11 protein-coding genes are annotated in these 14119 nt (G+C 57.1%); 5 read left to right on the top strand and 6 right to left on the bottom strand.

Annotation, left to right across the window (positions count from 1 at the left end):
- Positions 1–149 precede the first annotated feature (149 nt).
- The 4 genes from ACQRCA_RS03025 to ACQRCA_RS03010 form a co-directional block, all read right to left on the bottom strand.
- Positions 150–1058: a UTP--glucose-1-phosphate uridylyltransferase gene (locus ACQRCA_RS03025; protein WP_368136490.1), complete on the bottom strand. Its 909-nt coding sequence runs from the start codon at positions 1056–1058 to the stop codon at positions 150–152.
- 311 nt (positions 1059–1369) lie between these two features.
- On the bottom strand, positions 1370–1747 hold the full coding sequence (gene rplL, locus ACQRCA_RS03020; RefSeq protein ID WP_154514707.1) for a 50S ribosomal protein L7/L12: 378 nt from the start codon (positions 1745–1747) through the stop codon (positions 1370–1372).
- 102 nt (positions 1748–1849) lie between these two features.
- Entirely contained in the window at positions 1850–2371 is a 522-nt protein-coding gene (gene rplJ, locus ACQRCA_RS03015; RefSeq protein ID WP_089572500.1) for a 50S ribosomal protein L10, read from the bottom strand.
- A gap of 507 nt (positions 2372–2878) precedes the next feature.
- Positions 2879–4015 carry a pyridoxal phosphate-dependent aminotransferase gene (locus ACQRCA_RS03010; RefSeq protein ID WP_427718424.1) on the bottom strand — a complete coding sequence of 379 codons (1137 nt, stop codon included), beginning with the start codon at positions 4013–4015 and terminating at the stop codon, positions 2879–2881.
- A gap of 93 nt (positions 4016–4108) precedes the next feature.
- Here ACQRCA_RS03010 and ACQRCA_RS03005 point away from each other — a divergent pair, with 93 nt between their 5' ends.
- Entirely contained in the window at positions 4109–4768 is a 660-nt protein-coding gene (locus ACQRCA_RS03005; RefSeq protein WP_427718421.1) for a hypothetical protein, read from the top strand.
- 1 nt (position 4769) lies between these two features.
- On the opposite strand, the gene ACQRCA_RS03000 is transcribed toward ACQRCA_RS03005, so the two are convergent.
- The gene (locus ACQRCA_RS03000) at positions 4770–5333 is read right to left on the bottom strand and encodes a uracil-DNA glycosylase family protein (protein ID WP_427718419.1); all 564 of its coding nucleotides are present in this window, start codon (positions 5331–5333) and stop codon (positions 4770–4772) included.
- A gap of 3 nt (positions 5334–5336) precedes the next feature.
- Positions 5337–6713: an alpha-amylase family glycosyl hydrolase gene (locus ACQRCA_RS02995; RefSeq protein ID WP_427718417.1), complete on the bottom strand. Its 1377-nt coding sequence runs from the start codon at positions 6711–6713 to the stop codon at positions 5337–5339.
- Between the two features lie 236 nt (positions 6714–6949).
- Between ACQRCA_RS02995 and ACQRCA_RS02990 the strand changes: the two genes are divergently transcribed.
- The 4 genes from ACQRCA_RS02990 to ACQRCA_RS02975 are packed head-to-tail and all read left to right on the top strand — an operon-like array spanning position 6950 to position 14092.
- Positions 6950–9532: a dynamin family protein gene (locus ACQRCA_RS02990; RefSeq protein WP_427718415.1), complete on the top strand. Its 2583-nt coding sequence runs from the start codon at positions 6950–6952 to the stop codon at positions 9530–9532.
- A gap of 9 nt (positions 9533–9541) precedes the next feature.
- Entirely contained in the window at positions 9542–13027 is a 3486-nt protein-coding gene (locus ACQRCA_RS02985; RefSeq protein WP_427718412.1) for an ATP-binding protein, read from the top strand.
- A gap of 29 nt (positions 13028–13056) precedes the next feature.
- Positions 13057–13731 (top strand): HNH endonuclease, encoded by a 675-nt coding sequence (locus tag ACQRCA_RS02980; protein ID WP_427718409.1) that lies wholly within the window; start codon positions 13057–13059, stop codon positions 13729–13731.
- Complete coding sequence (locus ACQRCA_RS02975) at positions 13724–14092, top strand: DUF6985 domain-containing protein (protein WP_427718407.1); 369 nt, start codon at positions 13724–13726, stop codon at positions 14090–14092. Before ACQRCA_RS02980 ends, ACQRCA_RS02975 begins: the two co-directional genes overlap by 8 nt.
- Positions 14093–14119 lie beyond the last annotated feature (27 nt).

Genomic DNA, 14119 nt, shown 5'->3' with positions numbered 1-14119 from the left:
CCGATATTCTGGGATGCGCTTTCCGCTAGGGTCCTCAGCCGGAAAGCGCATCCCAGAATTCGATCAAATTGTGGGTCGCACTTTCCGGAGCTAAGCGGCAGTTCGCAAAAAAACGGGTGCAGACCGAAGTCCGCACCCGTAAGCGCTGCTTACTTGCGCATCAAGCCGCCGCGCTCGTCGATGGCATCCCAGAAGGCATCGGCAAAGCGAGGATCGCTTGCGGCCATAAGGGCGTTGGTGGCCATCCAGCCAGAAGGCGTGCCGGTGTCGTAGCCCGACAGAGGATCGATGACGACGGCGTACATGGCCTCGCGGTCGAGCGAACGGGCCATGGCGTCGGTCAGCTGGATCTCGCCGCCCTTGCCGGCCTGCTGGTCGGCAAGCAGCTCCATGACCAGCGGGCTCAGCAGATAGCGTCCGACGATGTAAAGGTTAGAAGGCGCAGCCTCGGGAGCAGGCTTCTCCACCAAGCCGCCGATACGCCACACGGCGCCAGGCTCGGCATCGCCAACGCCCTCAGCGCCCTCGAGGGAGCCCACGCGCTCGCCGGCGATAACGCCATAGCGGCTGACCTCCTCGGGAGCACACGCGGCAACAGCGATAACCGAAGCGCCGCCATGCTCCTTGGAGACGGCAAGCATCTTGTCGCAAATGTCATGGTTGGGCACAACATAGTCGCCCAGAAGAACCAGGAAGTTCTCCCCCGCCACAGCATCGGCCGCCGAGCGAATGGCATGGCCGAGGCCCTTGGGCTCGTACTGATAACGGAAATCGACCGGCATACCGCCAGCGTGGGCGACGGCATCGGCATAGGCGTTCTTGCCGCGCTCGCGCAGCAGGTTCTCGAGCGAACGGTCGGGCTGGAAGTAGCTCAGCAGCTCGGGCTTACCGGGAGAGGTAACGATGATGGCGTCGTCGACCTCCTCGGGGTCGAGTGCCTCCTCAACGACGTACTGGATAACCGGCTTGTCGAGCACCGGCAGCATCTCTTTGGGCGTGCACTTAGTGCCAGGCAGAAAACGCGTGCCAAGGCCGGCGGCGGGGATGATTGCCTTCATATTATTCAAGGATCCTTTCGCAGGCGCAAAGCGCCCCAAGCGTGCGGCACGGCGGCCGCAGACCAAATTGCGATACCGAAGTATCTTACCGCCGGAGACATACGTCCCCGTAAGGCAAACGCAATTCTTCAGCAGGTCAACGCAAATTATTGCTCGAATGGTGCAATTTTATGCCCCAGCGGTAACGGGATTGGCACGGCGAAGACGGCGGTGTTCTGCGTGCCGAGCAATGGGAATGAGGGGCCAAAACAAAAAAGACGGGGCTCGCAATGCGAACCCCGTCTGCAAAGAAATCTGGCGAGAAAGCCTGATTACTTGAGGGTGACAGCAGCGCCAGCAGCCTCGAGCTTCTCCTTGGCAGCCTCGGCGTCCTCCTTCTTGGCGCCCTCGAGAACAGCCTTGGGAGCGCTCTCGACGACCTCCTTGGCCTCCTTCAGGCCAAGGTTGGTGAGCTCACGGACGGCCTTGATGACCTGGATCTTGTTGTCGCCGAAGCCCTCGAGCACGACGTCAAACTCGGTCTTCTCCTCGGCCTCAGCAGCGCCAGCAGCGGGAGCGGCGACAACAGCGGCAGGAGCAGCGGCGGAAACGCCGAAGGTGTCCTCGATAGCCTTAACGAGCTCGGAAGCCTCGAGAAGGGTCATTTCCTTAAGAGCATCGATGATCTCATCGGTGGTAAGCTTAGCCATTTCTAAGTCCTTTCGGTTTCCGTGTCTGTGCACGGAGATCAGTTAAAACACGGCGCGAATGCGCCAGGGGTGCGGCGTTGCCGCCGCGGGTGAAAACAGCGACTAGGCTGCCTTCTGCTCGGAGACCTGCTGGATCGAACGAGCGAGACCAGAGGAAACGCCGTTGACGCAGACAGCGATGTCGCGAGCGAAACCGGAGATGAGACCGGCGATCTGGCCGAGAAGCTGGTCCTTGGTGGGCAGCTCGGCGATAGCCTTAACATCATCAGCGGAAACGGCCTTGCCGTCGGAGATACCGCCCTTGATCTCAAGGACGCCCTTGGACTTAGCGGAGAAGTCCTTAAGGGCCTTGGCGGCCTCGACCGGCTCGGTCTCGTAGAACACATAAGCGACGGGGCCGGCGAGGATCTCGTCGAGCTCGGGCTGCTCCTGGTTCTTGAGAGCGATCTTGACCAGGTTGTTCTTGTAGACCTTCATCTCGGCGCCGCACTCGCGAAGCTGATGACGCAGCTCCTGAGCCTGCTTAACCGTCAGACCGTTGTAGTTGACGACGAACAGACCGGCGTTCTCGGCGATACGGGACTCGATCTCTGCAACCTTGTCGATTTTGTACTGCTGGGGCATGAATTACACCTCCTCGAATTCTTTCCGGGCACGGTCCGCCACAAGGACGTGACGGGGGCATGTCCAAAAAGAAAGCCCCCGCGCTGCATGAGCGACGGGGGCGAGAAGACATATCTACTCGACCACCTCGGCTGGCGGGATATCCCATTGAGCTCGCGGGCAATGCCCGTTTGCACCGGCTGTCTCTGGCAGCGGATTCGTGCGTGAACCGAAAGTATTATGGCGGGGACCCCGGCGTCGGTCAACGGCAACCCTGGCTGCACACAATTCCACCATCTCGGTCGCGCCGCCAAAGGCCAGGCGCAAGCTTTTCGCTCGGTCAGGTCCTGGGCTCGCACGAAGAGCACATTTAGTGCTCTTCGGCTCGTGCGGAATCTACGAAAAGCTTGCGCCTGGCCTTTGGCGGCGCGACCTGTGTTGACTTTGGGGCAGCCAGGGTTGCCGTTGGCCGACGCGCCCCACTCACAATCCTTATGTCGGTGGGCTGATGTGTTGCGTCCCTGATGGTTATAGGGCCGAGACGAAGGTGGACAGGCGGCGGAGGCCTTCGTCCAGATCTTGGTCGGAGACGCAGTAGCTTAAGCGGATGTGGCCTTCGGTGCCGAAGTAGTCTCCGGGGACTAGGGCTACGTTGGCTTCTTTGATGGCTTTGATGCAGAAGTCTTCGCTTGTTAGGCCGAATTGTTTGATACTGGGGAAAGCGTAGAAGGCGCCGGCTGGTTCCACTACGTCGAGGCCCATGGTGTCTAAGGCTGCGAGCACGCGTTCGCGGCGGGCTCGGTAGACTTTGAGCATGGGGGTTGGGTCGACGGTCAGGGCTCGGGCCGCGGCGTCCATTTCGAAGGAGACGGCGCTCGATACTAGGTATTGGTGAGCTTTTGCGATCTCGGCGATGACGGGGGCTGCAGCTGCGAGCCAGCCCAAGCGCCAGCCGGTCATAGCCCATGGCTTGGAGAAGCTCTCGATGACCACCGTCTGCTCGCGTAGCTCCGGGTGGCGCTGGGCAAAGCGCTCATAGCCATCCACATAGACCAGGCGGTTATATACGTCGTCGCAGATTACGTAGATGCCCGCTTGCTCTGCCACGTGTGCCACGGCGTCGAGCGATGCCGCGTCGAGGATACAGCCCGTAGGATTGTTGGGCGTGCAGATGACGATGGCCTTAGTCGCCGGCGTCACGCAGGCGCGAAGCGCGTCCTCGTCAATCTGAAATTGCGCGGGCTCCGTATCCAAAAAGACCGCCTTGGCATGGTTGGCCACGACGATGCTCTCGTACAGACCAAAGGCTGGCGTGGGGATAATAACCTCGTCGCCGGGGTTGAGCATGGCCATAAATGTTGCCGACAGGGCCTCGGTCGCGCCGTCGGTCAGGATGACCTCGTCGGCCGAAAACGTAAGGCCCGCGTCTCCCATGTAGGTAGACAGCGCCTCGCGCAGGGCGGGACGGCCGTTGTTGGGCGGATAGTGCGTGTCACCGCGGCCCAGCGCGGCGGTCACCTCGGCGCTAATCACATCGGGCGTGGGGAAATCGGGCTCGCCAAGCGCGAGCGCAATGCACCCCGGATGCTGGGCGGCGAGCGCGTTGATCCGGCGAATGCCGGAGGGCTTGAGCGTGGCAAGCGAGGTGTTCATGGGCAGTCGCATGGCGTTCCTTTCGTAAGGGTTGCACTAGGATAGCGCGCCCGCGCGCCACCAGACGGTGTAACCTAAACGGAAACCAACCGGAAAGGAGGCGGCATGGAGACAACTGCACGCGGCGATGTACCAAAAACGTTGCAAACCATTGCATATATCAGTATTCCCGAGAGCGCCGATCTTGAGTTTTTGCTTTGGGACCTGCAGGATGCCATCGCCGCCTATGCTCAGCTTTCCGGCACCGCGCTCCCCCGTCCGGTCGATTTGGAGGCGGATGATGCCGGTGTAGTCGATGGCATGGTGTTCACTGTTGATGATGCATTTGATGATGAGGCGATGATCGCTGTCGAGCAGGTGCTCGATCGCTTCGGGGATACAGAGACACGCGTCTACGCCGTCGTCCAGGCCCTGTCAAAAAACAACAAGCAGGCGGACGAAGTCCTCGACCACCTGTACCGGGCATGTATTCTACGCGACCTGCCATGGTGCGGTGGCGTTGTCATCTGCGCCGGCAGCGGTATTGCGGCGCTTCGCCACTCCCCGCGTATGGGCCTCTTACGCCGGCCATTTTCCGAAGCGATGGATAAGCTTGTAGGCGCCGTGCGCATGGGCTGCTCCATAGAGCATGCGCAGCTGCTTGGCGGCGGCGATGCCGATAGTGTCGATGTCGACGGCATGGTGCGCGTCAAGCCCGCCGTGCCCGCACCAATCTGGCATGCCATCATCAAACGCCTCGGCACCCATGCTCAATCAAGGATCTAGATTACCGTGCGGTCCAGTCAACTGCCTCGCGCCAGCGCTCGACAAGCCGCTCCAGGCGCCAGGCCGCGTTAGCGGGACTAGTTGACGGCAACACGACAGCGGACAGACCCGTCCGCTCCTGTAGATAGCGCTTATAGAGGCGCCCCGCCGTACCTCCGTTGCATACCACCCGCTCGATGGGCGCAGCTCCAGTGATGCGTTCGATATATGCCGGCACAACGTTTTTGATGCTCGCGTCGCTCGACCCCTTAATGTCGCAGCTCTCGACCACATCCCACAGGGCCACACCACCGTTCAACAGCATGGATCGCTTGGCGGCAATAGAGGCGTCGAGCGTCGCGGGCTCGCCGCCCACCAAAGGGTCGCCCTCGTTGGGTGGTACAGGCACACCAAGGCACGCGGCCATCACGCGCCAAAAGCGATTCTGAGGGTTGCCGTAATAAAAGGCATTGGCGCGCGAAAGCACCGAGGGAAACGATCCCAGCACCAAAACGCGCGAGTGCTGGTCAAACACGGGCTCAAACCCATGCTCAATATGTTGATAGCCCTCGTCTGACGCCGCCATGACCTAGGCCCTCAACAGATAGCGCACCTCGTAGGGCGCAAGTTCAAGCGCACCCGTCAGCTCGACCGTGGGTGCATCGTCGGCAAGTAGGTCGACGAAGGAACCGTTGAGTTCGCCGGCTCCAAAGGTATAAGGCTCGTTCACGGCATTGACCGCCACGAGCACCGTCGCGTCGTCGCAGGCGCGCTCGAACAGCAGCTGCTTGTTCTGGATCACCACGTTGCGGTACGCGCCGTAGCTGAGAGCGCGTGCCGCCGCGTCGTCGGCCGAGCGCAGGTGCGCAAGCTGTGTGACGAACGCCGTCAGCTCGTTGGGTGCAGGCTCATCGAGCGCAGGGCGCAGCGCCCAGTCGCCATCGGGGCCGCCCTTTTCGCCAGCAATTCCCCACTCGCTGCCATAGTAGATGCACGGGATGCCCGGCATGCCAAAGAGCATGCCATAGGCGGGACGCAGGCACGACTTGTCGGTAAGGATGCTCGCCAGGCGCGGCACGTCGTGGTTGTCGACAAACGACAGCAGGTGCTTGCCGCGGTAGATACACCACGGGTCGCCGCCAAACTGACGGTGCAGCGAGTGGGCGATCTCGAACATGTTGATCGAGTTAAAGCTGGAGTACAGTCCCTTGTAACACTCGTAGTTGGTGCAGGAGTCGAGCATCTCGTCGTTGACGATCTGGTTGTAGTCGCCGTGGAGCGTCTCGCCGATCAGGACAAAATCGGGTTTGAGCTCACGGGCAAAGGCGTGCAGGCGGCGCATAAAGTCGCGGTCGAGCATATAGGCGACGTCCAGGCGCAGACCGTCGACGCCAAAGACCTCGGCCCAACGGCGCACGGACTCGAGCAGGTAATCGACCACGGCGGGGTTTTGCAGGTTGAGCTTCACGAGCTCAAAATGGCCTTCCCAGCCCTCGTACCAAAAGCCGTCGCCGTAGCACGAGTCGCCGTCAAAGCTGATGTGGAACCAGTCCTTGTAGGGCGAGTCCCACTTGCGCTCCTGCACATCGCGGAAGGCCCAAAAGCCGCGACCGACGTGGTTGAAGACGGCGTCGAGCACCACGCGGATGCCGTGGGCATGCAGCGTCTCGCACACGGCGGCAAAGTCGGCATCCCCACCCAGGCGACGGTCGATGTGGCGCAGGCTGCGCGTGTCGTAGCCATGGCTATCGGACTCGAGCGGTGGGTTGATGAGCACAGCGCCAATACCTAGTTCCTGCAGGTAGTCGGCCCATTGGGCGATTTTCATGATGGGGGCATCGGGGTTGGGCGCGTCGTTGGCAGCCTGGGCAAGCGCATCCTCGGCAACGGGCGCGGCGTTTTCGCGCGGAGCTCCACAAAAGCCCAGCGAATAGATTTGATAGAACGTCGTCTCGTATGCCCACATAGCAACCTCCCGGTAAGCCAACACAACGACATCCATTGTATGCCCAGCAGGGTAGTTAATCTGGGACGGGCTTGGCGCAGCGTATGGCCGGGAACAGCACGGTGATGGCGAGGATCTTGCGAAATAAATGGTACTGCCGAGATGCCGCTGAGCGAATAAAGAGGTGTCCGCACGGGTGGCTACCCTATGATGAAGACGGCATATTCCCACACCTGACTTACAAAGGTAGTTGAACGATGGCAGACATTAAAATCAAGATCGTCAGCAATCCATATCAAAAAATTGTCCGGTTCTTCCGATGGGATAACGGCTGGCAAGAAATAACGACCTCCACAAATCCCAACAGCGCGCTCCATAGCACAAAGATCGTTAACGGATTCTTCCCCTTTAAGGCCGAAGAGATCATCGACATCCTCGCCAAAGAGTTCGGCGGCGGCGACAAAATCGAATTGCATTTTGAAGGCGCGGATGACGAATGGCAGGAGCTGCTCGCCATCTGTACCGAAGGGCCACGCGCCAACACATACGAGGCTATGCGAGACGAGCGTTATCTATCAAACGCCCGAGACGTCTTGCCAGAAATTGTCGAAGTCTTCAGGGAAATCCAGGGGCTTGTAGACGAAGCAGTCTCCGAGCGAACAAAAGTCTCTGAGCAAATTAGGAAGTTCACCGATGTTTCGAGCGACATCATCCCGCTGTGCGTGCTTGGCACCTATAGCGCTGGCAAATCGACGCTCATCAACGCCCTTATCGGCATGGAAATCCTCCCCAGCGGCGATGGGCCCGTAACGGCACGCATATTCCAAATCAAGCGCTCAAAAGACCGAGACCGCGCAATGGTTCAATTCTTCTGTGGCAACAGGCGGTTCTTGTTGCGCTTTAATCTTGATGGCCTCATGGAAAACAAGGAGCTTACGGGGGACCCCCTCTACGACAAAATCGCAACCAAGGTTGCCGGTTCCACAGCCGGCATGGCGGCCCATATGAACAACACCCTCAAGGTTCTTAACTCATATCATGCCGATGAAGACGACCGGACCATCTCCGATCTGATCAGAATCGAAGTTCCCTTTAGCGATACCGACCCGTGGCCCCATGACAGAGAGTTTGTCATCTTTGACACCCCCGGCCCAAATTCCGCCACGAATGATGACCATACCAGAGTGCTCAAACAAGCCATGGAAGGCCTCTCGAACGGTCTTCCCATTTTCGTTGCCGAGTACACCACACTCGACACGAAAGACAACGAGAACCTCTCCAACGAAATAAAGGAGATCCCCGCAATCGATGAACGCTTTACCATGATCGTAGTCAACAAGGCGGATTCCGCCGACCTTCCCAAAGGCGGGTTTGACGACGAACGGGTCTCGGACATCATGCGCCAGTTCATTCCGTCCAGGCTCTATGGTCAAGGTATCTACTTTGTTTCTTCCATCCTCGGCCTAGGCTCAAAGAACTCCGGCGAGTTTATAAGCGACAACTATGCCGAAAGATTCGAAGACCAGCAGCGTAAATACACCGACCCGACAAGCCGCTTCTATAAAACGCTCTACCGTTACGATATCCTTCCGGGACAGATCTCGCGCAGAACCAATCGCGAATCCGAGGCTTGCAAGGACCTCCTTCTTGCCAATAGCGGACTCTTTTGCATCGAAAACGAAATACGCCTGTTTGCCGAACGGTACTCCGCATATAACAAATGCAGCAGGTCGGAATCGCTTCTGCAAGAAATTGTCGGCATAACCGAAGAAGAGATTGCCGATAAGAAAACCGACCTTGAACAAAAGAAAGCGCAACGAGAAGCCGAACTCGAAGAGGATAAGCGCGCTCTTATCGATCAGCTCGAAGCCTGCAAGGAGCATGCAAAGGAGGATGCTTCGGCAAGCTATAGGGAAACAATCGACAAGAGCGTTTCGGCCAAACAATGGGAGACCAGTCTTGATGCGCTCCAGGCACGCCAAAACGCCATTACCGAGGAAAAGCGAGAGGGGCTCGAGTACTCAAAACGCTCAATCGCGGCAGCGAAAGCGTTTGATTCGATTGCACCCAACTTCTTCAATAGGCTCGGCGACTCCATAAAGGGAAGCCAGGTCAATGCGCAAAAGGATAGTGGACCTCGTCCAACGGGTGACCTTGCGGACGTTGGCAAGGGTCTTTGCGATGACATAACCGATGCATTTCACAAAAGATCTGATGCAAAGGCCGCCGAAAAAACAGCCGACAAAGATGCCGCCGACCAACTCTTTAACGAGGTCATCAATCACTATGACGAATGCGCCGAGCAAATAGCTCAGACCATCGATGAGCTGTCGCAAAGCTATTGGAAAGATTGCGCAGAGCGTAGCCGCGATGCCCTCTATCGCATCGCCACCAGCAGCGACAATCCTCTTTCCGAAGAGAAGCGCCAAGAGGTCGGCGATATCATTCTTAAATATCATGGCCTCGCGCTCGATAAGACAAAAGACCCTATTTTCAGTAAGGCAGACTTTACCGAACTGAAGCTCATGGACCGTGTCATCTTTAAATCTGACAAGCTTTTGCTTAGGAAAGTCGAAGACAAATTCAACCGCGAAATCTCACGGTATTTCTGCGAAGCACGCGCCGAAACAGAGCGCGAGCATACCTACGGCTTTACCGAATGGCTCAACGAGCTGCTCGGCCAAATTACGAGCAATATCACCGACTACAACCCGGTGCTCCATGGCCATGTCGAAGACATCAACAAGCAAACCGCGGAGATCAACGCTCTCGAAGCAAAACTCGAGACGCTCAATAATCGAAAAGAGTACATTGCGCGCGTCATTAATTGGAAGGAATAGGCTGATCGCATGGGCATCAAAAACGCGATTATGCGCGCTGCCGATAAAGCCGGCAACGCGGTCGCAACCGTCTCGGTACTCAGCAGCTCCCAACTCGATGAGGTAGACAAAAAGCGAACAGCATACTTGTCAGAAAAGCCGAATCCGGCAGACGAGCAAGCTATCGAGCTCACCAATCGGCTCTTGGCAACTGCCGCCGTTGAGCTTCACAACGCCTATCTGCCGCAGCTACGAAATGTATACGCGCCGATTGACCCCTCTATCGAATACCCCACGGGCTTTAACGCCGACAACAACATCCGCTTCATGAATATCACGAAGTGGGTCGTCGACCCCAACGAGGACAGTCTCGAGAAGCTCGTAAATGTGTACGACGTTCTCTCTGACGAAGATTGCAACATTGCGCTGGTTTTTAATCGAACCAGCGCAAGCGCCGAGGTATTCCTTGCAGTCGTCAACAGCGACAATGCCCGCGACAACATCGACGCCGATAATTTTTCCCGGCGCATGTCGGATGCCTTGAGGGGCAACTTCCCCGGTTCCGAAGTGGGACCCGCCAACCGCGGCCCCATTCCGTGTCTAGACAATCGACGCTCGTCTTCGGTTGCCGCCGTTTCGAATATTCCGGCCGAAAAGAACGAGAAGTTCGTCACGCAAACCATTGAAAAAGTTCTTGACGGCATTGTGCCTGGCAGGCCGAGCGAAGACTACACTATCGTGCTGCTCGCAACCCCGATCCATGATATCGAATCGCGCAAACTCCGTCTCGCCGAACTCCACTCACTGCTGACGCCCTATGCCTCATGGACGACCAACTATACCTACCACCAAAACGACTCCATCGGATCGTCCGCGACGGTTGGCATCAATGCAGGCGTGAGTGCCGGCAGGCAGGTGGGGAGCAATCAGGCTGTTGCTCAAAACTACAACGAAACGGAATCGACAAACGAGTCGACCTCGGAATCGAGCAACGAGAGCGTAACCGACTCGTCCACATCGACCGAAAGCATCACGGATACGGTCACCGACGGCAGAAATGAATCCTCGAGCGGGAGCGTAAGCCTAGGTGTAGGCGCAGGCGCAGGCGCATCCGCAGGCGTATACGGCGGCGGCAATCTCGGTGTATCCGCAAGCCATACCGAGGGCTCGTCACACTCCACATCTACGTCTAAAGGCACAAGTTCATCTACCGGCAAAGCCATATCAAACTCGCTCGGCAAAGCCGTTACCAGCGGCGTTGGCAAGGCTGTCTCTAAGGGAGCGTCCGTAACTTCCGGCGTTTCGCAGGCCGTAAATCTTGGCGCCAACTTTGGCGGATCATTCGCGCGCTCAAGCACGGTCACCGCTACCATCGGCGCTGACGAAGGCATCACACAGACGTTCAAGAATTACTCCATCCAACACGCGCTCGAAATCCTCGAGTTGCAAATGAAACGCTACGACCTTGCCTCGGCACTCGGCATGTGGGACTTTTGCGCCTACGTGCTGTCAGAAGACCACAACGTCGCGAATAACGTTGCCCACACCTACCTCGCCCTCACCCAGGGCAAAGAGTCCTATATGTCTCAGGCTGCGGTAAACCTCTGGCGCGGAGACCTCGGAGAGCAAAGCTCCGACGCTGTGGCAGTCTGTTCCTACCTTCGCGATTTGCGCCACCCTGCTTTTGCCCTCTCCCCCGCCCTGCTCGATCAACATCCAAGTTTTTCGGTTTACCCAGCAACAGTCGATGCAACGACCGCCCTTTCGGGCAAGGAGCTGGCCTACTCGCTCAACTTTCCCAAAAAGTCCGTCCCAGGGCTGCCCGTTATCGAGTGTGCTTCTTTTGGACGCAATGTCTCAGCGTTCGATGGCACGCAGCCCCAACAAGGCCTTTGCATAGGCAAGGTTTTCCATATGCATCGCGAGGAGCGCATTAGGACGTTCCTGTCAAAAGACTCACTTGCCTCGCACACCTTTGTTACGGGCAGCACCGGCGCAGGAAAGACCAATACCGTCTGCCGCATCCTCGATCAGGCGCTCGATCAGCAGGTCAACTTTCTTGTCATTGAACCTGCCAAGGGCGAATACAAGGACGTGTACGGGGGCCGCGAAGACGTAAACGTCTTTGGAACCAATCCAAAATTCACACCGCTCCTGCGCATCAATCCTTTTAGCTTCCCGTCCGGCATCCATGTGCTGGAGCACCTCGACCGACTCGTTGAGATCTTTAATGTTTGCTGGCCCATGTACGCCGCCATGCCCGCCGTCCTTAAAGACGCTGTCGCCAGGTCATACGAAGACTGCGGATGGGATCTTGCCGCTTCTGATAACCCGTATGGAGCCGATCTCTTTCCCTGCTTTGCAGATGTTGCCCGCAACGTCCGCGAGATTCTCGACTCCAGCGAGTACGATGCCGAAAATAAAGGCGCCTACAAGGGGTCGCTGCTCACGCGTCTCAACTCGCTCACCAACGGGCTCAACGGCATGATGCTTTCGTCGAACGAAGTCGATGCTAGCGTGCTTTTTGACGCCAACACAGTCATCGATCTATCGCGCATTGGCTCCGCCGAAACAAAATCCCTACTCATGGGTCTTCTTGTACTCAAACTTCAAGAACATCGCATGGCCGAGAAAAAGGGCATGAACCAGCCGCTTCGCCATCTGACCGTGCTTGAAGAGGCGCACAACCTGCTTAAGCGATCGTCGAGCAGCCAAGGCTCGGAGAGCGGCGACCTGACAGGCAAGAGCGTCGAGATGATCTCAAATGCCATCGCCGAGATGCGCACATACGGCGAAGGCTTCATCATCGCCGACCAGGCGCCCGGCCTTCTCGATATGGCAGCCATTCGCAACACAAATACCAAGATCATCCATCGCCTGCCCGATCTTTCGGACCGCGAACTCGCCGGTCGCGCCGCCAACCTCAACGACCAACAGATCGCCGAGCTGGCACGCTTGCCTAAGGGCGTTGCGGCCATTTACCAAAACGATTGGGTTGAGCCGGTGCTCTGCAAGATCGCCAAAGCAGAGGATGGCGAGCACTTTACATACAGCCGCCCCATCGAAGACATCACAGACAACCAACACGATGACGCTCTTTCCGTAGCGCGCATGTTGGCATACGGCATCAGCATTGGAACCGAGGCGGAACTGCATAGCGTTCGCGAACGGCTCGATCGCCTCCATATCGGCGCGTCCACAAAGGTCAGTATTCTGCGCACCGCTCAAAACCCGCCCAACGAACCGCACATGACCAAGCTGGCGCCCATTATGAGCGCGCTGTTCCCCGATGTCGTCAAAACGGTCGAACGTGAGCTCAAGAGCAGCAATGAAGCCGAGCAATTGACAAGAGCGGCAGAAGCGGCGCTCGGGGCTTCCATCAACCGCGATATCGACAGCCGCACCAGGCAGGTCATCATTCAGGGCATCATGACCGATGTCTTGTGTCTGCAAATGCAAGATACCCAAGCATATTCCGATTGGCACAACTGGAACGAGAATAGCGAGGTGAGCTAATGACATTTAAGCTAATGGAGTTCACGCAAATGAAAATCGACGAACCCAAACCAGGCGATAAACTTGGGTTCAATCCCGATAAACTCATTGGCCCCGAATCAAAGGAAACCAAAACAGAAGTTAGCGATATCGACCGAGCGGACTACATCAATCCTGACAAATTGATTGAATCCTCAGTGGAATCGTGTGACTACCCTTCTACTTATGAGGAACGGCTGGACCGTACACCGACCATGGAGAATCCCAATGGCAAATGGTCGGGCGATCGAGGGGAGTCGATGTTTGTTCCCACAGTCGATAGGGTTTGCGAGATTCTTCGAAACAAAGGTCTTGAGGGCATCAATTACAGGGATGGAATTCCTGACTTCAACCCTATCTCTGAGGCGAAAGTAACCATACAAGGCATGAGCCAGCATAGGCTTTCGCAGATTGGCGAGAACGGCGAGCGCATTGTCGGCAACTATGAAAAGGCAGACATTGAATGCGCAAAAGCTTGGAACCTTGAGCAACGCGATGGCAAAGAAGACTGGACCAATAAAGACGTCAAAAAATGGCGCGTGGCAAACGGGTACACCTGGCACGAGCACAATGACATGAAAACGTGCTACCTTGTTCCGACCGAAGTTCACGACGTATGCAGGCATCTCGGCGGCGTAAGCGAAATCAAAAATATACTGAATCAGATTGGCGGCTTCGATGACTAACAGCATAAATCTGTGGGGCAGGGATTTCTCGCTCCCCGTCTATTACGAGTGCGACTCGGACCAAGGCGTCCTCGACATTCAAAAGGAAGCAAAGGACGCCCTGCTTGCAAGCTGGGATATCGTTGAGGACAGCAAGGAAGCGATCGAAGATTATTGTCTCGAAAGAGACGGTGATCAGATTGAGGGCCCCATTACAAACATCTTTAGATACGTTATTCCGACCAGCATCGTGATACTTCGAAGCGATGATGCTCGCAAAACAGCGCTCATGTGCAACTATCGCTTTGACCCCGAACACGGACTTGCTGCGGTATTTGAGAACGAGCAACTTACGACTGTTGTCCCCCAAGACGAGCTCTAGGTCGATCATACGCAGACAGAAAAACGA

It is taken from the genome of Collinsella sp. SGI.095 (assembly GCF_050314535.1).
Classification (GTDB): domain Bacteria; phylum Actinomycetota; class Coriobacteriia; order Coriobacteriales; family Coriobacteriaceae; genus Collinsella.
This window is presented reverse-complemented; position numbering and strand designations above follow the sequence as displayed.